The organism is Citrobacter gillenii (assembly GCF_013337685.1).
GTDB classification, from domain to species: domain Bacteria; phylum Pseudomonadota; class Gammaproteobacteria; order Enterobacterales; family Enterobacteriaceae; genus Citrobacter; species Citrobacter gillenii.
Window position 1 is genome coordinate 97,572 of the sequence record NZ_SUQN01000010.1, and the last position, 22,942, is coordinate 120,513.

Consider the following 22,942-nt stretch of genomic DNA (forward strand, 5'->3'; position numbering starts at 1 on the left):
TATCGTAGCTAGAACACTGTAAAGGGAGCATATAGATGAGCATGTCCGACGATAGCCAAAACGCATCAACTGCCGGTAAGTGTCCTTTCCATCAAGGCGGTCACGATCCCAGCGCGGGAGCAGGAAGAAATAACCGCGACTGGTGGCCGAATCAACTCCGCGTAGACCTTTTGAACCAACACTCCAACCGTTCAAACCCATTGGGTGAAGATTTCAATTACCGCAAAGAATTTAGCAAACTCGACTATTCTGCCCTGAAAGGGGATCTCAGAGCCCTCCTGTCCGAATCTCAACCGTGGTGGCCCGCTGACTGGGGCACGTATGCCGGTTTGTTTATCCGTATGGCATGGCACGGCGCAGGGACCTATCGCTCCATTGATGGACGCGGTGGCGCAGGTCGCGGACAGCAGCGTTTTGCACCACTGAACTCCTGGCCAGACAACGTGAGCCTGGATAAAGCACGTCGTCTGTTGTGGCCTGTTAAGCAAAAATATGGTCAGAAAATTTCCTGGGCCGACCTGTTTATCCTCGCGGGTAATGTGGCGCTGGAAAACTCCGGCTTCCGTACCTTTGGCTTTGGTGCCGGTCGTGAAGACGTATGGGAACCGGATCTTGATGTGAACTGGGGTGACGAAAAAGCCTGGTTGACGCACCGCCATCCGGAAGAGCTGGCGAAAGCCCCGCTGGGTGCGACTGAGATGGGACTTATCTACGTGAACCCGGAAGGGCCGGATCACAGCGGTGAACCGCTTTCCGCGGCAGCAGCGATTCGTGCCACCTTCGGCAACATGGGGATGAATGACGAAGAAACCGTGGCGCTGATTGGCGGTGGTCATACGTTGGGTAAAACCCATGGTGCAGGTCCTGCATCGCACGTCGGCCCCGATCCAGAATCGGCACCGATTGAGGCCCAGGGCTTAGGTTGGGCCAGCAGCTATGGCAGCGGTGTGGGCGCAGACAACATCACCTCGGGTCTGGAAGTGGTCTGGACGCAAACGCCGACCCAGTGGAGCAACTATTTCTTCGAGAACCTGTTCAAATACGAATGGGTACAGACCCGCAGCCCGGCCGGTGCTATCCAGTTTGAAGCGGTCGATGCCCCTGAAATTATTCCGGATCCGTTTGATCCGTCGAAAAAACGTAAGCCGACGATGCTGGTTACCGATCTGACGCTGCGTTTTGATCCGGAATTCGAGAAGATCTCCCGTCGTTTCCTCAACGATCCGCAGGCGTTTAACGAAGCCTTTGCTCGCGCGTGGTTTAAGCTGACGCACCGGGATATGGGGCCAAAATCACGTTACATTGGACCAGAAGTCCCGCAGGAAGATCTGATTTGGCAGGATCCGCTGCCGCACGCGTTCTTCAACCCAAGCGAAGAAGATATCCTTAACCTGAAGGCGACCATTGCGGCTTCCGGGCTTTCCGTGGGCGAGTTGGTGTCGGTGGCATGGGCTTCTGCGTCAACGTTCCGCGGGGGCGATAAACGCGGCGGGGCTAACGGGGCGCGTCTGGCGCTGAACCCGCAACGCGGCTGGGATGTGAATGCGACGGCAGCCCGTGTTCTGCCGGTGCTGGAAGGTATTTATAAATCGGCGCATACCGCCTCGTTAGCCGATATCATCGTGCTGGCAGGCGTCGTTGGTGTGGAGAAGGCGGCAAGCGCGGCAGGTGTCAGTATCAATGTACCTTTTGCGCCGGGCCGTGTGGATGCGCGTCAGGATCAGACTGATATTGAGATGTTTGAACTGCTCAAGCCGATTGCCGATGGTTTCCGTAATTATCGTTCCCGTCCTGAGGTTTCGACCACCGAGTCGCTGCTGATCGATAAAGCGCAGCAACTGACGTTAACCCCGCCGGAAATGACCGTGCTGGTGGGCGGTATGCGTGTGCTGGGAACAAACTTCGATGGTAGCCAGCATGGCGTCTTTACCGATCGCCCAGGCGTGCTCAGCACTGACTTCTTTGTCAATCTGCTGGATATGCGTCATGAGTGGAAGGCGGTTGATGCGTCACAGGAGCTGTTTGAAGGTCGCGACCGTCTGAGCGGCGAAGTGAAGTACACGGCAACCCGCGCTGACCTGGTGTTTGGTTCTAACTCGGTCCTGCGTGCTGTGGCTGAAGTGTATGCCTGCAGCGATGCCCACGAGAAGTTTGTGAAAGACTTTGTCGCGGCATGGGTGAAAGTGATGAATCTGGACCGTTTCGACCTGCTGTAAAGCAAGAGGCCGGATGGCATACAGAAAATCCCCGCAATTGCGGGGATTTTTATTGGCCGTTGGGCATGGCCGGATAAGGCGAAGCCGCCATCCGGTCAAACCGTGCTTATTCCCACTCTTGCAGGAATCGCTGACCGTACTGATCTGCCACCAGCAGCGCGGCGTAAACCTGATCCGGCGTGGCGCCGCCAGGCATGTTGTGAATGGTTTCGCCTTCGGCACAGGCTGCTTCGGCCACGATGCGCATTTTGGCCGGAATATCCTGCTTGATATCCAGTTGGGCAAGGGTGATTGGCAGACCAACGGAGTGGCACAGTGCCGCCACGGTTTCAATTTCTTCTACCGGCGCATTTTCCAGTACTAACTGCGTTAACGTACCGAATGCCACTTTTTCACCGTGATAATAGTGATGTGCATCCGGGATGGCCGTCAGGCCGTTGTGAATAGCATGTGCTGCGGCCAGCCCACCGCTTTCAAAACCGACGCCGCTCAGGTAGGTGTTGGCTTCAATCACGCGCTCCAGTGCTGGGGTCACCACGTGCTGCTCGGCGGCCAGCATCGCTTTTTCGCCTTCTTCGATCAGCGTGTTGTAGCACAGCTCGGCTAGCGCCAGTGCCGCCTGAGTACACTGACCACCGGCCATGGTGGTGGCGCCGCTGCGTGAACAGGCGCGGGCTTCAAACCAGGTTGCCAGCGCATCGCCAATGCCGGCGGCAAGTAAACGAGCCGGTGCCCCCGCGACAATTTTGGTATCCACAATGACCCGGTCCGGGTTGTTCGGCAGCAGCAGATAGCGATCGAACTCACCTGCATCGGTGTAAATTACCGACAGCGCGCTGCAGGGGGCATCGGTTGAGGCAATGGTCGGTGCAATGGCAACCGGCACGCCCATAAAGTGGGCTAGTGCTTTGGCGGTATCCAGCGTTTTACCGCCACCAATACCTAATACCGCGCCACACTGCGCTTGTTCCGCGACGCCGCGCAGGCGATCGATTTCGTTTTGTGAACATTCGCCGCCAAACGGGGCGATTTCCAGCGCCAGACCGGCATCCTGGAAGCTTTTTTCCAGGGCGGGTTGGGCAAAGCCTAAGACAAATTTGTCTCCAACAACCAGCCAGCGTTCCGCCAGTGGTTTGAGGTAACTGCCAAGACGAGTAATAACATCGGCACCCTGGATGTATTTACCCGGTGATTGAATAATGCGATCCATACGTTATCTCCTTAAAGAGTGATCCGACCAAATGCGTTGTTCCAGTCCTGCTCAAACTTCTCTATTGCAGACTCTACCGCAGGGGTATTGAGCATTTGTTGCGCTACATCTAATGGCAGGGTGATTGCTTCACATCCTGCCAGTAAGCAATCCAGCGCCTGGCGTGGCGTTTTAAAGCTGGCTGCCAGCACCATGCTGTTTGGTGCATGCAGCTCCAGCAATGTTTGCAGTTCCTGTACCGTGCGGATACCGTCTCCGCCCTGGGCGTCAACACGGTTCACATAAGGGGCGACATATTTTGCTCCCGCCAGCGCGGCCAGCAGTCCTTGCGCTGCGCTGTACACGGCGGTGCCTAAGGTGGTAATACCTTCTTTTTTCAGTTGCTTGATGGCCGCCAGACCTTCGGCGGTGACCGGGATTTTAACGACGATACCTGGTACGGCGAGGCTCAGGCGCTTAGCTTCTTCCACCATCCCCTGCGCATCACGGCTCATGGTCTGCGCGAACAGAATGCCGTCTTTGCCCATTGCCTTTTGCAGACGCGGCAGTACATCCCAGATGGACTCTTTACTTGCCGCCACGATGCTTGGGTTGGTAGTGACGCCAGCAATCGGGAAGATGCGTGCCAGACGTTCAACTTCCGCCACGTTGGCGGTATCCAGGTACAGTTCCATACAAAACACCCTCTTAATATTCGGTTAGCCGCCCGTTGCCGGAATGCTGTTCTGCGTACAGGATAAGAGCGTTTTACAGTCGTGCGCTATCTGACAAATCTGCCAAAAACTGGATAAATGTAATGTATCTGTCAAAGTGAGAGATACATCACATGTTAATTAGCTATGGGTTTATTCTGGGGTATAGAGAGTTTTGAGGGTTCTTGCATATTACAAAAATCCAGTAAATGATGGATTTGTGCTCAGTCTGTGTCGCTACGCAACGGCTTCACTGCCGATGTGCCTCTTTTTCCGTTAACTGGCTGTGATATTGCCGACGATACTCTGACGGAGAACGCTCTGTATTCTTACGAAACAGGCGACAGAAGTAGTTACTGTCGACAAATCCACAGGAGTGTGCCACTTCTTTCACCTTCAGGTCGTAACCCTTCAGCAGCGCCTTAGCGTGTTCCAGTCGCGTATGGTTCAGATACTCGTTAAAACCAATCGCCCCGGTTTTCTGAAACAGGTGTGAGAGGTAATTCGGTGAAATGTAGAATGCCTGGGCGACGGATTCGCGGGTCAGCGGCGAGGCGTAGCGTTCGTCGATATAGTCGCGAATAGCGTCGAAAAGCGCCTGACTACGCGACGCGGTCTGGATCTGGCTGCCCAGCAGATCGCGACAGTGGCTTAACAGACTGGCGACGATCAACCTGGCCGTTTGTTGCTCCTGTGGCTGCATCTGCATCTCATGTAGCGTTTGCAGCAGGAAGGAGCCAATACGCGGTCCGCGCCGCGCAACGTGTTGTTTGGCGAGGTTTTGACATTGTTTTCCATCCCACTGAACGATGCTGAAACCTAACTGCTGTTTGCCGAACAGGATGCTGAGCGTGGTGACCGGCGTGTGCCACTGCGGGAGATTCCAACCACCTGCCGGGACGTACAGCACATCACCAGAGGTAAGTTTGTTTCCGATGCTGACATCAGCAAACTCGCCTTCCAGTACAATTTCCAGACGGGGAAAATCAACCTGATAGGCTAATTCCGGCATTGAACCGTTGGTGCTGGCGAAACACACCTGCCGCAGCGGGAGGGGACCGTTAATCAGGCGGGAGAGAAGGTGGCTGACGTCGTGATACATGTGAATCCCTTGCTGGCAACTGACAGGGCCACAGTAACGTTGAAAGCAACCGCCCTCAAGTGATTATTGCCGGATGGCGGCTAATGCCTTATCCGGCCTACAAGTCATTGCGAGCTGTAGGTCGGATAAGCGTAGCGCATCCGGCAGCCTGTTATTGATTACCGATTTGATCGCCGTAAGGCAGAGTATCGTAATCAATCAGGGCGTTTTTCTTGTACGGATTACCAATCCAGCGGGTTGTCTCTTTGAACTGCGGGTTGGTAATGGCACGTGTCGGGTCGAATCCATCGTAGGTAAAGCCCGCTAAATCAGACCAGGTATGAATAAGTTCAGAGCTGCTGTACTTACGATCGACATCTTGTGAGAAGTCACGCGGGTGTGCAGCCTGCCATTTTTCAGACGTCCATAGCAGGAACGGCACCGTGTACATATGACGCGTTGGGTTGTCTTCATTACGCCCCTGCGTTTTATGCGGCGGCGTGTCATACACCTCTTCGCCATGGTCGGAGAAGTAGAGCAGGAAGCCGTTCGGATCGGTGGCTTTGTAGTCGTTAATCAGGCTGGCAATGATGTGGTCGTTATACACATTAGCGCTGTCGTAATCGTTATAGGCTTCCAGCTCATCGTTGCTCAGGCCTGCAGGAACGTGGTCGATATTGTTGTCGAATTTCCCCTGACCATCCGGATAGCGGAATTTGTACTTAATATGTGTTCCCAGCAGATGAACGATGATGAATTTTTTCGGCGCCGGATCGGCCAGCACTTCTTTAAACGGTGCCAGCACGTTGCTGTCATATTCGCGCGCACTTTGCGTTCGCTGCTGGTTCATATAGAACTGCTTATCCGTTTGCTTGGAAAATACGGTCAGCATGGTGTTACGGGCGGTCATGGTTTGCTGGTTAGTGATCCAGAAGGTCTTATACCCCGCCTGCTTCATCATGTTCATCAGCGACGGCTGCGTCAGATATAAATCCGGGTTCTTCTCGTTAGCAAAGGTCAGCGCCTGCTGCAGGATTTCAATAGTGTAAGGACGAGAGGTCACAACATTATTGAATACGGTCAGGTTAGGATCGGATTTGTGCAGCGCGTCCAGTTCCGGCGTGGTTTTACGCGGATAGCCGTACAGGCTCATGCGCCCACGCTGAGTTGACTCACCAATCACCAGCACCAGCGTGCGCGGAGCATCGCCAGAGTTGTCTTTAAAGTGCGCCAGTGGCGGTAGCGCATTGTTCTCATTCAGCAGACTGTTCAATGAGGTTAGTTGTTGACGATACTGATAATAGCCAGAAATAAACTGCCACGGTGCGGCGGGCTCCATACGAGCAGCAAGACCGTTCAGCGTTTGCTCGAAAGGTTTATGCTTAATAAATGTATTGACGGTCATCGGGTGCAGAATCAAGCCGTATAACAGCGCAAACGACACCAGATAACGCCAGGGGGAGGGAATATGAACCGGGCGCAGGCGCGTCCACAGCAGAATCGCTACGGCGGTATAGGCCAGCGCGATGAAGACAATTTTAAGGCTGAAATACTGACTTAAGTATTCGCTGGCTTCGTTGGCATTAGTCTCAAACATCACGTACAGCACGCTCTGTGAGAACTCCTGCCCGTAAATGACGTAATAACTCAGTGCGGCGAGCGACGCGGCCCACAGCACGACGCCAATGACGGCGGCAATAATACGTATACGATTAGGGAATAAGAATACCGGGATCAACCATAGCGAACTAAATAATAATGAGTCACGTAATCCGGTCGATCCGCTATAACCGCTAAAATAAATAATGGCCTGCAGTAATGAAGAAAAAAACCAAAAATAGAGAAGTGCCCAACCTAGGGCTTTCCAGCTAAACGGGGGTTTAGTCTGGAGTTGTAAGGATTGCATAGTGTGAGCCTGTCATTAATCGTGTCGCCAAGAGTAGCGGCTAAATCTTAAGGAGATCTGAAGCGTCGCGACGTTAAGATCGCGTTTCGTTGATGATTCATTCATAAAATAAATGAATCAAGGCAAGAATATATTTGAAATGAAACGGTTATGACAAGCGTTTTTGAGGTCACCCCCGCGCAATTGCACGAGGGTGACAGGGGGGGCTTACTTAACCGGTATTACGCATACCCGCTGCGACACCGGCGATGGTGACCATCAGCGCTTGTTCAACGCGCGGATCGGGGGCTTCACCTTGTTCTTCTGCCAGACGCGAACGGTGTAACAGTTCAGCCTGTAGCACGTTCAACGGATCGGTATAAATATTTCTTAACTGAATTGACTCGGCAATCCACGGCAGGTCGGCCATCAAATGTGAGTCGTTGGCGATTGCCAGTACCACGTTGATGTCGGCTTCCAGACGGTGGCGCAGTTCTTCACCTAACGGCCACAGCTCTTTTTTGACCAGACGCTGATCGTAGTATTCTGCCAGCCACAGGTCCGCTTTCGAGAACACCATTTCCAGCATGCCAAGGCGCGTGGAGAAGAATGGCCAGTCGCGGCACATCGCTTCAAGTTCGCTCTGTTTACCGTCTTCAACCACTTTTTGCAGTGCGGTACCTGCGCCCAGCCAGGCCGGGAGCATCAGGCGGTTTTGTGTCCAGGCGAAGATCCATGGAATGGCACGCAAAGACTCTACCCCACCGGTCGGACGGCGCTTAGCTGGACGTGAGCCGAGCGGTAATTTACCCAGTTCCTGCTCGGGAGTTGCTGAGCGGAAGTAAGGTACAAAGTCTTTGTTCTCACGCACGTAGCCACGGTACAGCTTGCAGGAGATATCTGACAGCTCATCCATAATATGGCACCAGCTGTCTTTCGGTTCCGGCGGTGGTAGCAGGTTGGCTTCCAGGATCGCGGCGGTGTACAGAGACAGGCTGCTGATGGTCACTTCCGGCAGACCGTATTTGAAGCGGATCATCTCACCCTGCTCAGTGACGCGCAGTCCGCCTTTCAGGCTGCCAGGTGGTTGTGAGAGCAGTGCCGCATGGGCCGGAGCGCCACCGCGGCCGATTGAACCACCCCGGCCGTGGAACAACGTCAGTTCAATGCCGGCTTTTTCGCAGGTTTTGATCAACGCATCTTGCGCCTGATATTGCGCCCAGGACGCCGCCATCACGCCTGCGTCTTTTGCGGAATCAGAGTAGCCAATCATGACCATCTGCTTGCCCTGAATCAGACCGCGGTACCAGTCGATATTCAACAACTGAGTCATTACATCGTCAGCATTGTTGAGGTCGTCCAGCGTTTCAAACAGCGGCGCTACCGGCATGGTAAAACCAATGCCAGCTTCTTTCAGCAGCAGGTGAACGGCCAGCACATCCGACGGTGTTTTCGCCATCGAGATCACGTAGGCAGCAATAGAACCATGAGGTGCTTCGGCAATCACCCGACAGGTATCGAGGACTTCGCGGGTATCGTTACTCGGTTCCCAGCTGCGTGGCAGCAGTGGACGTTTGGAGTTCAGTTCTCGGATCAGGAAGGCCTGTTTGTCTGCTTCTGACCAGCTTTCGTAGTCGCCAATGCCCAGGTAACGGGTCAGTTCGCCCAGCGCTTCGGTATGACGGGTACTTTCCTGACGAATATCGATACGCACCAGCGGGACGCCAAAACATTTCACTCGGCGCAAGGTATCGAGCAGTTCGCCATTGGCGATGATGCCCATACCGCAGGCTTGCAGTGACTGATAACACGCGTACAGCGGTTCCCATAGCTGCTCGTTTTGTGTCAGCAGACCTGCAGGTTTCGGCAATTTTTCGCCTTTCAGTCGCGCTTCTAGCCAGGCCTGGGTCGTCATCAGACGCGAACGGAGCATTTTCATCAGATGGCGATAGGGTTCTGCCGCGCCTTCTTCACCCACCAGCGCTAATAGCTCAGGCGTGGCTTCGACCATCGACAGTTCAGAAACCAGAAACTGGATGTCTTTCAGGAACAGATCGGTCGCTTTCCAGCGGCTGAGCAGGAGCACGTGGCGGGTGATATCTGCCGTTACGTTCGGGTTACCGTCACGGTCACCGCCCATCCACGAGGTGAATCGGACTGGGACAAAATCGACTGGCAGCTTGTAGTTCAGATGCGCTTCCAGCTGTTCATTCAGTTCACGCAGATAGTTCGGTACACCTTCCCACAGGCTATTTTCAACCACGGCGAAGCCCCATTTGGCTTCATCAACCGGGCTGGGACGCAGTTTACGGATTTCATCCGTGTGCCATGATTGGGCGATTAGCTGGCGCAGGCGGCGCATCAACTGGTGGCGTTCGTAATCGACGATGTCTTTGTTATCAAGCTGCTTGAGGCATGCGTTAACCTCACCCATTTTATGAATCAACGTACGGCGGGTGATTTCGGTTGGGTGTGCGGTCAGGACCAGCTCCAGAGACAGCGATTCCACGGCTTTTTTGATTGTCGCTTCATCGAGGTTAGGCTGGTCTTTCAGTTTACGCAGGGTACGGGCAATCACTTCCGGGTTGCTGGCAGCTTCGCCTTTTGGCGAAATGCTGTGGTACTGTTCGGCGGTATTGGCCAGGTTCAGGAACTGACTAAACGCACGGGCAACTGGCAGCAGCTCGTCGTTAGACAGATTCTGCAGCGTAGTGAGCAGTTCCTGACGGTTCGCTTCATTGCCAGCGCGGGATGATTTAGACAGCTTACGGATTGTTTCTACGCGATCGAGAATGTTCTCTCCCAGCGCATCCTTGATGGTTTCTCCCAGCACTTTGCCGAGCATACTGACATTACTACGCAACGCGGAATATTGTTCGTTCATATGATCCCAGACACCCCATCTGTTTTGAATATGTCCTGTATCTTTCGTGTCCCAGCGGCATTGGCTGCAACGCGAAATCTTTCGGACTTAACTTTTTAGTCGTCTTTTATAAAGCCACGTAAAACACCTGACGTCAATTGCTGCGAAATCGGTTCAGCAAACGAAAAAATGGCGGGAATTTACGTTATTTAATTCACATCGCGTCAAATAAGCGTTGCTTATGCAAATGTTAAAAGAATCGCCTTGCTTACCACTAAAGGATTAGCAAGGCGACGTTCGGTTAATGCCAGCAAAAATGATGCACAACCTGGGTAATTAATTCGCGGGTTGGCTTAATGAAGCGTGTTTCCAGATATTCATCTGGTTGATGTGCCTGATTAATGGAACCTGGTCCCAGTACTAGCGTCGGGCACAGCGTCTGGATAAACGGTGCTTCTGTGCAGTAGTTCACCACATCGGTTTTCTCGCCGAGCAGTTTTTCCACCACCTCGACCAGTTGGTGATCCGGCGGGCATTCGTAACCCGGGATCGGCGGGTGCAGCTCGGAAACCGTCAGTCGGCCAGGCCAGCGTTCGCTCACCGGGGCCAGCGCGTCCGTCAGTAAGCCATTCAGGTCGCTTAACGTCATTCCCGGCAACGGGCGGATATCCATGTGCAGTTCGCAGCAGGCGCAAATACGGTTGGAGGCATCGCCGCCATGCAGGCTGCCGAGGTTCAGCGTCGGGTAAGGCACGGTGAATGAATCGTGGTGATAGCGTGCTTTCAGCGAGTCGCGCAACTGCATAATATGGCCGATGGCATCGTGCATCAGTTCAATGGCGTTCACGCCGCGCGCTGGATCGCTGGAATGGCCAGACTGGCCGAGTACGCGTACCGCCGTGGAAATATGGCCTTTGTGTGCGCGAATTGGCTGCAGGGATGTTGGCTCACCGATGATCGCGCAATCCGGGCGAATCGCCGTATTTTCAGAGAAGTAGCGTGCGCCCGCCATACTGGTCTCTTCATCGGCGGTGGCCAGGATGTAGAGCGGCTTTTTCAGCTGTTTCACATCGACATCACGCAGTGCATCGAGAATAAACGCGAAGAAACCTTTCATATCCGCCGTACCCAGTCCGTAGAGCTTGTTGTCATGTTCGGTCAGGGTGAACGGATCGCGCGTCCAACGTCCGTCGTCAAACGGTACGGTGTCGGTATGACCGGCGAGCAGCAGGCCGCCTGCACCGGTGCCTGTACTTGCCAGCATATTGAATTTATTACGGGTGCCGGGAACCGGTTGTACCTCAACGCTGAAGCCTAAATCTTTGAACCAATCCGCCAGCAGAGTGATTAAACCTGCATTACTTTGATCGAGCGCTTCTTCGGTGGCGCTGATCGATGGTGTGGCAATCAGAGCGCGGTAAATCTCGATAAATGGCGGTAAATTGTTTTTCATTGTTGACACACCTCGGGTCATGATAGTATCAATATTCATGCAGTATTTGTGAATAAAAATACAATAATGTTGAGCGAAATAAAACCCACCAAGTGTAAGGTGAGGTGATAAAGGCTTATACCTGGCAACCGAATATAAGAAGGTGAACAGCCCCGATGTTGAATACGCTGATTGTGGGCGCCAGTGGCTATGCTGGTGCAGAGCTTGTGACCTATGTAAATCGCCATCCTGATATGAACATAACCGCTTTGACTGTCTCAGCGCAAAGCAATGATGCAGGAAAATTAATCTCTGATTTACATCCGCAGTTAAAGGGCATTGTTGATTTGCCGTTGCAACCCATGTCGGATATCCGCGAGTTTAGCGCAGGGGTAGACGTTGTGTTTCTGGCGACGGCCCATGAGGTTAGTCATGACCTGGCGCCACAGTTTCTGGAAGCGGGCTGTGTGGTGTTTGACCTCTCTGGTGCGTTCCGTGTTAACGACGGCGCCTTCTATGAAAAGTATTATGGCTTTACTCATCAGCATCCTGAGCTGCTGGAGCAAGCGGTCTACGGGCTGGCGGAGTGGAGTGCAAGCAAACTAAAAGACGCGAATCTGATTGCTGTACCGGGTTGCTATCCCACGGCGGCGCAGTTGTCGCTTAAGCCTCTGATTGATGCCAACCTGCTTGATCTCAGCCAGTGGCCGGTAATTAACGCCACCAGTGGTGTGAGTGGAGCAGGACGTAAAGCTGCCATCTCGAACAGCTTCTGTGAAGTGAGCCTGCAACCGTATGGTGTATTTACCCACCGCCATCAGCCGGAGATCGCCACACATTTGGGGGCGGACGTGATTTTTACTCCGCATCTGGGCAACTTCCCGCGCGGAATTTTGGAAACCATCACCTGTCGTTTGAAGCCGGGCGTGACCCATGCGCAGGTGGCGCAAGCACTGCAGCAGGCCTATGGTGATAAACCGCTGGTTCGTCTGTATGACAACGGTGTCCCGGCCCTGAAAAATGTGGTGGGTTTACCGTTCTGCGATATCGGTTTTGCCGTTCAGGGCGAGCACCTGATTGTGGTGGCAACCGAAGATAATTTATTGAAAGGCGCTGCCGCACAGGCGATGCAGTGCGCAAATATCCGTTTCGGCTTTGCTGAAACGCAGTCTCTTCTTTAAGGGTGCAATGATGAATCCATTAATTATCAAGCTGGGCGGCGTTTTACTGGATAGCGAAGAGGCGCTGGAGCGTTTGTTTACCGCTCTGGTCAATTATCGCGAGTCGCACCAGCGTCCGCTGGTCATTGTGCACGGTGGCGGCTGCGTGGTTGACGAGCTGATGAAAGGGCTCAACTTGCCGGTGACAAAGAAAAATGGTCTGCGCGTGACGCCAGCCGACCAGATCGACATCATTACCGGTGCCCTGGCCGGAACGGCGAATAAAACGCTGCTGGCGTGGGCGAAGAAACACCATATTGACGCTGTTGGTCTGTACCTTGGCGATGGTGACAGCGTAAAAGTGACCCAGCTCGATGTAGCGTTAGGTCATGTTGGACTGGCACAGCCTGGTTCTCCTAAGCTGATTAACACGCTACTGGAAAACGGTTTTCTACCGGTCGTCAGCTCGATAGGCGTCACGGAAGAAGGGCAACTGATGAACGTCAATGCCGATCAGGCTGCGACGGCGCTGGCGGCAACGCTGGGTGCGGATCTGATCCTGTTGTCTGACGTCAGCGGTATTCTGGATGGTAAAGGCCAGCGGATTGCCGAAATGACCGCAGCCAAAGCAGAACAGCTGATTGAGCAGGGTATTATCACCGATGGCATGATTGTGAAGGTGAACGCGGCGCTGGACGCGGCACGTACGCTGGGGCGTCCAGTGGATATCGCTTCCTGGCGTCATGCCGAACAACTCCCGGCGCTGTTTAACGGCACGCCGATCGGTACGCGTATTCTGGCTTAACTATTACTGTGCCGGATGGCAGCGTCGCCTTATCCGGCCTGCATGGGTTTTGTTGGCCCGGTAAGCGTAGCGCCACCGGGCAAAATATCATATTAAGGAAATTCGTTATGGCACTTTGGGGTGGGCGTTTTACACAGGCAGCAGATCAGCGGTTCAAACAGTTCAACGACTCTTTGCGCTTCGACTACCGCTTGGCCGAGCAGGATATCGTCGGCTCTGTGGCCTGGTCCAAAGCGCTGGTCACGGTCGGTGTGTTGACTGCTGATGAACAATGTCAATTGGAAGAGGCGTTGAATACACTGCTGGAAGAAGTACGCCTCGACCCGCAACAGATCCTGCAAAGCGATGCGGAAGATATTCACAGTTGGGTAGAAGGCAAGCTCATCGATAAAGTCGGGCCGTTGGGTAAAAAACTGCATACCGGGCGTAGCCGTAATGACCAGGTGGCAACCGATCTTAAACTGTGGTGCAAAGACACGGTGCTTGAATTGTTGTCTGCTAACAGTCAGTTGCAAAGCGCGCTGGTGGTGACAGCAGAGAATAATCAGGATGCCGTCATGCCGGGTTATACCCACCTGCAGCGTGCCCAGCCGGTGACGTTTGCTCATTGGTGTCTGGCCTATGTTGAAATGCTGGCGCGTGATGAGAGCCGTTTGCAGGATACGCTCAAGCGTCTGGATGTCAGCCCGTTAGGCTGCGGTGCACTGGCGGGTACCGCCTATGAAATCGATCGCGAACAATTGGCTGGCTGGCTGGGTTTCGCCTCGGCGACCCGCAATAGTCTGGACAGCGTATCCGATCGTGACCATGTGCTGGAGCTCCTCTCTGATGCCTCTATCGGTATGGTTCACCTGTCACGCTTTGCTGAAGATCTGATTTTCTTTAATACCGGGGAAGCCGGTTTTGTGGAACTGTCCGATCGCGTAACCTCCGGTTCATCATTAATGCCGCAGAAGAAAAATCCGGACGCATTAGAGCTGATTCGTGGCAAATGTGGCCGCGTGCAAGGTGCGTTGACTGGCATGATGATGACGCTGAAAGGACTGCCGCTGGCGTATAACAAGGATATGCAGGAAGACAAAGAAGGGCTGTTCGATGCACTCGATACCTGGCTGGACTGCCTGCATATGGCGGCGCTGGTGCTGGACGGTATTCAGGTAAAACGCCCACGTTGCCAGGAAGCCGCGCAGCAGGGCTATGCCAACGCTACGGAGCTGGCCGATTATCTGGTGGCGAAAGGCGTCCCGTTCCGTGAAGCACACCATATCGTGGGTGAAACGGTAGTTGAGGCGATTCGTCAGGGCAAACCGCTGGAAGCACTGTCACTGGCTGATTTGCAAAAATTCAGCGCCGTGATTGGCGATGACGTGTACCCGATCCTCTCGCTACAGTCGTGCCTCGATAAGCGTGTGGCGAAAGGGGGCGTTTCACCGCAGCAGGTAGCGCAGGCGATCGACTACGCGAAGGCGCGCCTGGCGTAACGTGTGTTTTGCCCGATGGCGGTAAACGCCTTCGCGTCGCCATCCGGCAAATAGTTATCTGAGCCTGGCATCAAGCCGGGCTTTTTTATGCAAAAAAAAGCGGACCAGAGGTCCGCAAACGTTCACGTTGGCTTTAGTTATTTCGAGTATGAGAACGGACAGTAGCTTCAAGGGTTAAAGGGGTACCGTTCCGTTTCTGTGGTGCATTATTAAACAGAATGCTTGATAGGGATAATCGTTCGTTGCTATGCTACCTATCGCTACGAACTATCGTGGCAATGGAGGATGAATAATGAATATTCGTGATCTTGAATACCTGGTAGCACTTGCCGAACACCGTCACTTCCGACGAGCGGCAGACTCCTGTCACGTCAGCCAGCCAACGCTGAGTGGGCAAATCCGCAAACTCGAAGATGAGCTTGGCGTTATGCTGCTGGAGCGGACGAGTCGTAAAGTGCTGTTCACTCAAGCGGGTTTACTGCTGGTGGATCAGGCGCGCACCGTGTTGCGCGAGGTCAAAGTGCTCAAGGAGATGGCAAGCCAACAGGGTGAGACAATGTCTGGCCCGCTACATATTGGTTTGATCCCAACGGTAGGACCTTACCTGCTGCCGCATATTATTCCTATGTTGCACCAGACCTTCCCGAAACTGGAAATGTACCTGCATGAGGCGCAAACGCATCAGCTGCTGGCGCAACTGGACAGCGGTAAACTCGACTGCGTGATTTTGGCGCTGGTGAAAGAGAGTGAAGCGTTTATCGAGGTACCGCTGTTTGATGAGCCGATGATGCTGGCGATCTATGAAGATCACCCATGGGCAAATCGCGACCGCGTACCGATGTCCGATCTGGCTGGTGAAAAACTGTTGATGCTCGAAGATGGTCACTGTTTGCGTGACCAGGCGATGGGCTTTTGTTTTGAAGCCGGTGCTGATGAAGACACCCATTTCCGGGCAACCAGTCTGGAAACGTTGCGTAACATGGTGGCAGCAGGCAGCGGGATTACTTTACTGCCCGCGCTGGCTGTCCCACCGGAGCGTAAGCGTGATGGTGTGGTCTATGTGCCGTGTATTAAACCAGAACCGCGTCGTACCATTGGTCTGGTGTACCGTCCGGGTTCGCCGCTGCGCAGCCGTTATGAACAGCTGGCAGAGGCCATCCGTGGTGCAATGGATGGCCATTTCGACAACACGTTAAAACAGGCGGTTTAGGCCGTTCAGTGCAGCTACCCGATAGGCTTCCGCCATGGTTGGGTAGTTAAAGGTGGTGTTAACGAAGTACTCGATGGTGTTACCACCACCTTTTTGCTCCATTATTGCCTGACCGATATGAATAATTTCGGCAGCGCGTTCGCCAAAGCAGTGGATCCCTAAAATCTCTTTGGTCTCCCGATGGAACAGAATCTTCAATGTTCCGACACTCATCCCGACGATTTGTGCGCGTGCCAGATGTTTAAACTGCGCGCGGCCAACCTCGTAAGGGACTTTCATTGACGTCAGTTGCTGTTCAGTTTTACCGACGGAGCTGATTTCGGGAATGGTGTAAATGCCTGTCGGAATATCTTCGATCAAGTGCGCGGTGGCCTCACCCTTGACCAGCGCCTGGGCGGCGATACGGCCTTGATCGTAGGCTGCGGAAGCAAGGCTCGGATAACCGATCACATCCCCTACGGCATACACATGCGGCAGCGCCGTCTGGTACATGCTGTTCACTTTTAGCTGGCCGCGGCTGTCCGTCTTCAGGCCAATATTCTCCAGCGCTAATGAATCGGTGTTACCGGTACGACCGTTGGCGTACAGCAGGCAGTCGGCTTTTAGTTTCTTTCCGGATTTCAGGTGCATGATGACGCCATCATCGCAGCCTTCAATTTTCTCGTATTCTTCGTTATGGCGAATCACCACGCCGCTGTTCCAGAAGTGATAAGACAGCGAGTCGGACATCTCCTGATCAAGAAACGCCAGCAGACGGTCACGGGTATTGATCAAATCAACTTTGACGTCCATTCCCCGGAAGATCGACGCATATTCACAGCCAATGACGCCCGCACCATAGATCAGAACGTGGCGAGGTTCATGGTGCAGGCTGAGTATAGAATCACTGTCGTAAACGCGCGGATGAGAAAAATCGACATCATTTGGGTGGTAGGGACGCGAACCGCAGGCAATAACAAATTTATCTGCCGTGAGCGTTTCCACCGTACCGTCGTGGCACTCCAGAGCGAGGGTGTGTTCGTCAACAAAACGGGCATTCCCCTGCAAAATTTCACAGTGGTTTCGCTCGTAAAATCCTTGCCGCATACGCGTTTGCTGATTAATGACGTTATCGGCATGGTTAAGAATATCGGCAAAAGAAGAGCGAAGAAGCCGGGAATGGTCGCTGTAAAGTGGGTTCTGATTGAATTCAATGATACGGCTGACGGCGTGGCGGAGTGCTTTAGATGGGATGGTGCCCCAGTGGGTACAACCGCCGCCGACGTTATGATAGCGCTCAATAACGGCGACGCGCGCGCCTTGCTTAACCAGACCCATTGCAGCGCCTTCGCCGCCGGGGCCGGAACCTATTACTATTGCATCGTAATCGTAGGAATGTGACATGGTCAGGCTTACCTGTTCTTATACATAAAAGCAACAGAATAGTAACATCGTTGTCAGGATAACCCAATTATCGTTGTGCTTTTTTGCGAAGTCGAAGCACAAACTGCGCGTAAACAATCATTCACAAAGCCATGCCAACCGCCTAATCTCTGGTATAGTGCCAGCAAGGTATAAGGAAGGATTCAGACATCGTGATGGGCGTTAGAGCGCAACAAAAAGAAAAAACCCGGCGTTCGCTGGTTGAGGCCGCATTTAGTCAATTGAGTGCAGAGCGCAGTTTTGCCAGCCTCAGTTTACGTGAAGTTGCTCGTGAAGCGGGCATTGCGCCAACCTCATTTTATCGCCATTTTCGCGATGTGGATGAGCTCGGCCTGACGATGGTGGATGAGAGCGGCCTGATGCTACGCCAGTTGATGCGCCAGGCGCGTCAGCGTATCGCCAAGGGCGGCAGTGTGATCCGCACCTCGGTCTCAACATTTATGGAGTTCATCGGCAACAATCCCAACGCCTTCCGTTTATTATTGCGCGAGCGGTCTGGTACCTCCGCGGCGTTTCGTGCCGCCGTGGCTCGCGAAATTCAGCATTTCATTGCGGAACTTGCGGACTATCTGGAACTCGAAAACCATATGCCTCGTGCGTTTACTGAAGCACAAGCCGAAGCCATGGTGACGATTGTTTTCAGTGCGGGGGCAGAAGCGCTGGATGTTGGCGCCGAACAGCGTCGACAACTGGAAGAGCGGCTGGTATTGCAACTGCGCATGATCGCCAAAGGCGCATTTTACTGGTATCGCCGTGAACAAGAGAAGATGACGCATCACTCCGAGTAACGAGAAGGACGAGCAATGAAACAGTCAGGTCAAGATAAAGGTACGCTGCTGCTGGCGCTGGTTGCTGGCTTATCGATCAATGGTACATTTGCGGCGCTGTTTAGCTCCATTGTGCCATTCTCTGTATTCCCGATTATTTCGCTGGTGCTGACGGTTTACTGCCTGCATCAACGTTACCAGAATCGCACAATGCCTGTGGGGCTGCCGGGTCTGGCTGCGGCCTGTTTTATTCTTGGCGTTCTGTTGTACAGCACCGTGGTGCGCGCGGAATACCCGGATATCGGCTCGAACTTCTTCCCAGCGGTCCTGTCAGTGATTCTGGTGTTCTGGATCGGCTTTAAGGTGCGTAACCGTAAGCAAGAAATTGCGGAATAGTATTTGTAGGCCGGGGGTATCTTTGCTTTCCCGGCCTACAAAAAAATCACTTCGCGGTCAGTAATACTCCGCACTCCATGTGGTGCGTATACGGGAACTGATCGAACAGCGCCAGACGTGACACATTGTGCGTCTGGCTCAACGTTTCCAGGTTCTTACACAGTGTCTCCGGGTTGCAGGAGATGTACAGAATACGCGGATACGCCTGCACCATCTTCTCTGTTTCGCTGTCCAGGCCGCTGCGCGGTGGATCAACAAAAATGGTTTCACACTGGTAACTCTTCAGGTCGACGCCCTGTAAACGGTTGAACTCGCGCACCCCGTTCATCGCCTGAGTAAACTCTTCTGCAGCCATACGAATAATTTGCACGTTATCAATATGGTTAGCCGCAATATTGTACTGCGCGGCAGCCACGGACGGTTTAGCGATTTCAGTGGCCAGTACGCGGTTGAAGTTCTGCGCCAGCGCTAACGAGAAGTTGCCATTGCCACAGTACAATTCAAGCAGGTCGCCCTGCGAATCTTTGGTGACATCAATCGCCCATTCCAGCATCTGAATGTTCATGGCGGCATTCGGCTGCGTGAAGCTGTTCTCAACCTGGCGGTAGATAATCTCTTTACCCGCAACCGGCAAACGTTCATCGATGTAATCTTGATCCAACGCGATTTTGGTTTTGGTCGCTCGGCCAATCAGATGCACATTCAGGTTTTGCGCGCGTAGCGCATCCCGCAGTGCTTCGGCTTCCTGACGCCATTCGTCATCTAACTTTTTATGGTACAGCATGGATACCACCGCCTGATTGCTCATGGTGGTGAGGTAATCAATCTGGAACAATTTATGACGCAGGACGTGATTGTGACGAACGCCTTCAATCATGGCTGTCATCAGCGTGTTGATGAGTTCGCTGGCTGCAGGAAAGCTGTCGACGCGAATACGGCTTTTGGTCTGGCTTTCAAACATGATGTGATACAGGTCGTCACCGTCATGCCACAGGCGGAATTCAGCGCGCATGCGGTAATGACTGACCGGCGAGCGAAACACTTCCGGAGCCTGATCAGTAAATGGCGTCATTAAGCTCTGTAAACGAGCCACTTTATCGGCTAGCTGCGCGTCATACTGTTCTGTCGGGAGGTGTTCGGGGGTCATGATGCGTCCTGAAAAATAAAAGTACGCGGGGATTGTAGGGATTGCTCAGTAGATGTCCAGTTATTGATGATTTCTAATATTGTGATACGCAGTCTGGACAGTCGGTAATAACAAACTGTAGCATCCGCGTTCCGGTCCTGTGAGTTAAAAGGGAATCCAGTGTAAATCTGGAGCTGACGCGCAGCGGTAAGGAAAGGTGAGATGAGAGCGTAAGCAGACACTGCCTTTGGGTGGGAAGTCTTCATTTCTTTTTATTCGCTATATTGAATAACCTTCCAAGCCCGAAGACCTGCCGGCTAACGTCGCATCTGGTTTTCATCATCGCGTACTATCGGTGGGACCTGCGGCATCCTTCTTATATTGTGGATGCTTTACAATGATTAAAAAATCATTGCTGCTGACGGCACTTTCCGTCGCGGCATTTTCTGGTTGGGCGCAGGATGCTAGCCCAGACACTCTCGTCGTTACGGCTAACCGTTTTCAGCAACCCCTTAGTGCAGTGCTTGCTCCCATCACCGTTGTTACGCGCCAGGAAATCGATCGCTGGCAATCTACCTCTGTGAATGACGTTCTTCGCCGCCTGCCGGGTGTCGATATCGCGCAATACGGTGGTATGGGACAAAATTCGTCTATTTCTATTCGTGGGACCAACGCCAGCCATGTACTGGTGCTGATTGACGGCGTGCGCCTGAATTTAGCTGGGGTGAGTGGTGCCGCCGATCTCAGCCAGTTCCCGGTATCACTGGTGCAACGTATTGAATACATTCGTGGGCCGCGTTCCGCTGTTTATGGTTCTGATGCGATCGGCGGTGTGGTGAATATCATTACCACGCGAGAAAAACCGGGGACGGAATTGACCGCCGGTGTGGGCAGTAATGGTTATCAGAATTACGACATCTCGACGCAGCAACAGCTCGGTGAGAATACGCGCGTGACGCTGATGGGGGATTATGCCTATACCAAAGGTTTTGACGTTGTCGCCTACGGTAGCACTGGTGCACAGGCGCAGCCCGATAAAGATGGTTTTTTAAGTAAGACGCTGTACGGCGCACTGGAACATAACTTCTCCGATACCTGGAGCGGGTTTGTGCGCGGCTATGGCTATGATAACCGCACCAATTATGATTCTTACTATTATCCAGGCACGCCGTTAGTCGATACCCGTAAGCTCTATAGCCAAAGCTGGGATGCCGGACTGCGCTTTAATGGCGAGCAAATCCAGTCACAACTGGTTTCCAGCTACAGCCATAGCAAAGACTACAACTATGACCCGGACTATGGTCGCTACGACTCCTCGGCAACCCTGGATGAGATGAAGCAATATAACGTGCAGTGGTCAAACAGTATGGTGGTTGGCCACGGCAATGTGGGCGCTGGCGTCGACTGGCAAAAGCAAACCACAGAGCCAGGCACCGGGTATGTTACGGACGGTTACGATCAGCGTAATACCGGTATTTATCTGACCGGGTTGCAACAGCTTGGCGACTTCACCTTCGAAGGCGCGGCGCGCAGCGACGACAACTCCCAGTTTGGTCGGCATGGCACATGGCAAACCAGCGCCGGATGGGCGTTCATTGACGGCTATCGTTTCATTGCTTCTTATGGCACCTCTTATAAAGCACCTAATCTGGGGCAGCTGTACGGTATGTATGGCAATGCAAACCTTGATCCTGAAGAGAGCAAGCAGTGGGAAGGGGCGTTTGAAGGGTTAACGGCGGATGTAAACTGGCGTTTGTCAGGATATCGCAACGATATCGATAACATGATCGATTATGACCCCCACACTCTGAAATACTATAACGAAGGGAAAGTGCGGATTAAAGGCGTTGAAGCGACGGCGAGTTTCGATACGGGTCCGCTGGCGCATACGCTGAGCTATGACTATGTCGATGCGCGTAATGCGATTACGGACAAGCCGCTGGCCCGCCGTTCAAAACAGCAGGTGAAGTATCAGCTCGATTGGCAGGTCTATGATTTTGACTGGGGCCTGACGTATCAATATCTGGGAACACGCTATGACAAGGACTATGTCACTAACCAGCCGGTAAAATTGGGTGGAGTGAGTTTGTGGGATCTGGCGGTGTCATATCCGATCACCTCACAGCTGACAGTTCGTGGTAAAATCGCCAACCTGTTCGATAAAGATTACGAGACAGTTTATGGCTACCCAACTGCAGGACGGGAATACACCTTGTCTGGCAGCTACACCTTCTGATCCACGTCCCACCGTGCTGGTGTTTGATTCCGGCGTCGGTGGGTTGTCGGTCTACAATGAGATCCGCAACCTCTTGCCGGATCTCCACTATATATACGCTTTCGATAACGTTGCCTTTCCTTATGGAGAGAAGAGCGAGGAATTTATTGTCGAGCGTGTTGTTGAGATTGTGACTGCCGTTCAGCAGCGCTACCCCCTTTCACTGGCTGTTATCGCCTGCAATACCGCCAGCACGGTGTCACTCCCTGCGTTACGCGAAAAGTTCACTTTCCCGGTCGTCGGCGTGGTACCTGCGATTAAACCGGCGGCGCGCCTTACGGCTAACGGTGTAGTGGGGCTGCTGGCGACGCGAGCGACGGTGAAGCGTTCATATACGCATGAGTTGATTGCGCGCTTTGCGAACGAGTGTCAGATCGCGATGTTGGGTTCCGCTGAGTTGGTGGAACTGGCGGAAGCGAAGCTGCACGGAGAAGCGGTTCCTCTGGATGAGTTGCGCCGCATTCTGCGACCATGGTTGCGGATGTCGGAACCGCCGGATACGGTTGTTCTCGGATGTACGCATTTCCCTCTATTACAGGAAGAACTTTTACAGGTTCTACCTGAAGGGACGCGACTGGTGGATTCCGGTGCCGCGATTGCGCGTCGCACGGCTTGGTTGTTAGAACATGAAGCACCTGACGCAAAATCAGCTGACGAGAATATTGCCTTTTGTATGGCAATGACGCCTGAAGCTGAACAATTACTGCCAGTCCTCCAGCGTTATGGCTTCAAAACGCTCGAAAAACTGGCAGTTTAATCAGTTTTGGTGAAATAATACGCACTCGGAAAATTATTTTAAATTTCCCCTTGTCAGCCTGAAATAACTCCCTATAATGCGCCTCCACTGACACGGAACAACGGATTACAAGCCGCCGGGTCAGCGGGGTTCCACTGAGAACCCTGCGGAGAAAAGCAGAAATT

17 protein-coding genes and 1 riboswitch are annotated in these 22,942 nt (G+C 53.2%); of the genes, 9 read left to right on the forward strand and 8 right to left on the reverse strand.

Going from position 1 to position 22,942, the window contains the following annotated elements:
- Positions 1-35: 35 nt before the first annotated feature.
- A complete protein-coding gene (gene katG, locus FCH32_RS21250) occupies positions 36-2,216 on the forward strand; it encodes a catalase/peroxidase HPI (RefSeq protein WP_117343664.1) in 2,181 nt (726 codons plus the stop codon).
- Between the two features lie 106 nt (positions 2,217-2,322).
- On the opposite strand, the gene gldA is transcribed toward katG, so the two are convergent.
- From gldA to argE, 6 genes are all read right to left on the reverse strand, one after another.
- Entirely contained in the window at positions 2,323-3,426 is a 1,104-nt protein-coding gene (gene gldA, locus FCH32_RS21255) for a bifunctional L-1,2-propanediol dehydrogenase/glycerol dehydrogenase (RefSeq protein WP_135912759.1), read from the reverse strand.
- 11 nt (positions 3,427-3,437) lie between these two features.
- A complete protein-coding gene (gene fsa, locus FCH32_RS21260; RefSeq protein ID WP_153880619.1) occupies positions 3,438-4,100 on the reverse strand; it encodes a fructose-6-phosphate aldolase in 663 nt (220 codons plus the stop codon).
- A 268-nt stretch (positions 4,101-4,368) separates the two neighbouring features.
- Positions 4,369-5,220 carry a helix-turn-helix transcriptional regulator gene (locus FCH32_RS21265; protein ID WP_135912757.1) on the reverse strand — a complete coding sequence of 284 codons (852 nt, stop codon included), beginning with the start codon at positions 5,218-5,220 and terminating at the stop codon, positions 4,369-4,371.
- Between the two features lie 151 nt (positions 5,221-5,371).
- The gene (locus FCH32_RS21270) at positions 5,372-7,105 is read right to left on the reverse strand and encodes a phosphoethanolamine transferase CptA (protein WP_137400463.1); all 1,734 of its coding nucleotides are present in this window, start codon (positions 7,103-7,105) and stop codon (positions 5,372-5,374) included.
- A gap of 211 nt (positions 7,106-7,316) precedes the next feature.
- On the reverse strand, positions 7,317-9,968 hold the full coding sequence (gene ppc, locus FCH32_RS21275) for a phosphoenolpyruvate carboxylase (RefSeq protein ID WP_115259747.1): 2,652 nt from the start codon (positions 9,966-9,968) through the stop codon (positions 7,317-7,319).
- A gap of 280 nt (positions 9,969-10,248) precedes the next feature.
- On the reverse strand, positions 10,249-11,400 hold the full coding sequence (argE, locus tag FCH32_RS21280) for an acetylornithine deacetylase (RefSeq protein WP_096758795.1): 1,152 nt from the start codon (positions 11,398-11,400) through the stop codon (positions 10,249-10,251).
- A gap of 155 nt (positions 11,401-11,555) precedes the next feature.
- On the opposite strand from argE, the gene argC reads away from it, so the two are divergent.
- The 4 genes from argC (at position 11,556) to oxyR (ending at position 16,035) form a co-directional block, all read left to right on the forward strand.
- Complete coding sequence (argC, locus tag FCH32_RS21285; RefSeq protein WP_115259745.1) at positions 11,556-12,560, forward strand: N-acetyl-gamma-glutamyl-phosphate reductase; 1,005 nt, start codon at positions 11,556-11,558, stop codon at positions 12,558-12,560.
- A gap of 7 nt (positions 12,561-12,567) precedes the next feature.
- Positions 12,568-13,344, forward strand: coding sequence for an acetylglutamate kinase (gene argB, locus FCH32_RS21290; protein WP_117343671.1), 777 nt, complete (start codon positions 12,568-12,570; stop codon positions 13,342-13,344).
- Between the two features lie 107 nt (positions 13,345-13,451).
- Entirely contained in the window at positions 13,452-14,825 is a 1,374-nt protein-coding gene (gene argH, locus FCH32_RS21295) for an argininosuccinate lyase (RefSeq protein WP_174361478.1), read from the forward strand.
- A 292-nt stretch (positions 14,826-15,117) separates the two neighbouring features.
- Positions 15,118-16,035 carry a DNA-binding transcriptional regulator OxyR gene (oxyR, locus tag FCH32_RS21300; protein ID WP_115259743.1) on the forward strand — a complete coding sequence of 306 codons (918 nt, stop codon included), beginning with the start codon at positions 15,118-15,120 and terminating at the stop codon, positions 16,033-16,035.
- On the opposite strand, the gene sthA is transcribed toward oxyR, so the two are convergent.
- The gene (sthA, locus tag FCH32_RS21305) at positions 16,018-17,418 is read right to left on the reverse strand and encodes a Si-specific NAD(P)(+) transhydrogenase (protein WP_096758790.1); all 1,401 of its coding nucleotides are present in this window, start codon (positions 17,416-17,418) and stop codon (positions 16,018-16,020) included. The two genes, oxyR and sthA, sit on opposite strands and share 18 nt — an antisense overlap.
- A gap of 191 nt (positions 17,419-17,609) precedes the next feature.
- On the opposite strand from sthA, the gene fabR reads away from it, so the two are divergent.
- Positions 17,610-18,245 carry an HTH-type transcriptional repressor FabR gene (gene fabR, locus FCH32_RS21310; protein WP_003028862.1) on the forward strand — a complete coding sequence of 212 codons (636 nt, stop codon included), beginning with the start codon at positions 17,610-17,612 and terminating at the stop codon, positions 18,243-18,245.
- 15 nt (positions 18,246-18,260) lie between these two features.
- On the forward strand, positions 18,261-18,620 hold the full coding sequence (locus tag FCH32_RS21315) for a YijD family membrane protein (protein WP_003825114.1): 360 nt from the start codon (positions 18,261-18,263) through the stop codon (positions 18,618-18,620).
- Between the two features lie 46 nt (positions 18,621-18,666).
- Here the strand turns inward: FCH32_RS21315 and trmA are convergent, their stop codons facing one another.
- Positions 18,667-19,767, reverse strand: coding sequence for a tRNA (uridine(54)-C5)-methyltransferase TrmA (gene trmA / locus FCH32_RS21320; protein WP_137362870.1), 1,101 nt, complete (start codon positions 19,765-19,767; stop codon positions 18,667-18,669).
- 115 nt (positions 19,768-19,882) lie between these two features.
- Positions 19,883-20,078, forward strand: a riboswitch (cobalamin riboswitch).
- A gap of 65 nt (positions 20,079-20,143) precedes the next feature.
- Here trmA and btuB point away from each other — a divergent pair.
- Complete coding sequence (gene btuB / locus FCH32_RS21325) at positions 20,144-21,982, forward strand: TonB-dependent vitamin B12 receptor BtuB (protein ID WP_174361479.1); 1,839 nt, start codon at positions 20,144-20,146, stop codon at positions 21,980-21,982.
- Positions 21,927-22,778: a glutamate racemase gene (murI, locus tag FCH32_RS21330; protein WP_174361480.1), complete on the forward strand. Its 852-nt coding sequence runs from the start codon at positions 21,927-21,929 to the stop codon at positions 22,776-22,778. Before btuB ends, murI begins: the two co-directional genes overlap by 56 nt.
- The last annotated feature ends 164 nt before the right edge of the window (positions 22,779-22,942 follow it).

Bases quoted from the DNA above. Each gene is read 5' to 3' on its own strand.
- fsa (WP_153880619.1), bottom strand. From the start codon at position 4,100: ATGGAACTGTACCTGGATACCGCCAACGTGGCGGAAGTTGAACGTCTG.
- sthA (WP_096758790.1), bottom strand. From the start codon at position 17,418: ATGTCACATTCCTACGATTACGATGCAATAGTAATAGGTTCCGGCCCC.
- argB (WP_117343671.1), top strand. From the start codon at position 12,568: ATGATGAATCCATTAATTATCAAGCTGGGCGGCGTTTTACTGGATAGC.
- argC (WP_115259745.1), top strand. From the start codon at position 11,556: ATGTTGAATACGCTGATTGTGGGCGCCAGTGGCTATGCTGGTGCAGAG.
- FCH32_RS21315 (WP_003825114.1), top strand. From the start codon at position 18,261: ATGAAACAGTCAGGTCAAGATAAAGGTACGCTGCTGCTGGCGCTGGTT.
- argE (WP_096758795.1), bottom strand. From the start codon at position 11,400: ATGAAAAACAATTTACCGCCATTTATCGAGATTTACCGCGCTCTGATT.
- btuB (WP_174361479.1), top strand. From the start codon at position 20,144: ATGATTAAAAAATCATTGCTGCTGACGGCACTTTCCGTCGCGGCATTT.
- ppc (WP_115259747.1), bottom strand. From the start codon at position 9,968: ATGAACGAACAATATTCCGCGTTGCGTAGTAATGTCAGTATGCTCGGC.
- argH (WP_174361478.1), top strand. From the start codon at position 13,452: ATGGCACTTTGGGGTGGGCGTTTTACACAGGCAGCAGATCAGCGGTTC.
- oxyR (WP_115259743.1), top strand. From the start codon at position 15,118: ATGAATATTCGTGATCTTGAATACCTGGTAGCACTTGCCGAACACCGT.
- FCH32_RS21270 (WP_137400463.1), bottom strand. From the start codon at position 7,105: ATGCAATCCTTACAACTCCAGACTAAACCCCCGTTTAGCTGGAAAGCC.
- gldA (WP_135912759.1), bottom strand. From the start codon at position 3,426: ATGGATCGCATTATTCAATCACCGGGTAAATACATCCAGGGTGCCGAT.
- trmA (WP_137362870.1), bottom strand. From the start codon at position 19,767: ATGACCCCCGAACACCTCCCGACAGAACAGTATGACGCGCAGCTAGCC.
- FCH32_RS21265 (WP_135912757.1), bottom strand. From the start codon at position 5,220: ATGTATCACGACGTCAGCCACCTTCTCTCCCGCCTGATTAACGGTCCC.
- katG (WP_117343664.1), top strand. From the start codon at position 36: ATGAGCATGTCCGACGATAGCCAAAACGCATCAACTGCCGGTAAGTGT.
- murI (WP_174361480.1), top strand. From the start codon at position 21,927: ATGGCTACCCAACTGCAGGACGGGAATACACCTTGTCTGGCAGCTACA.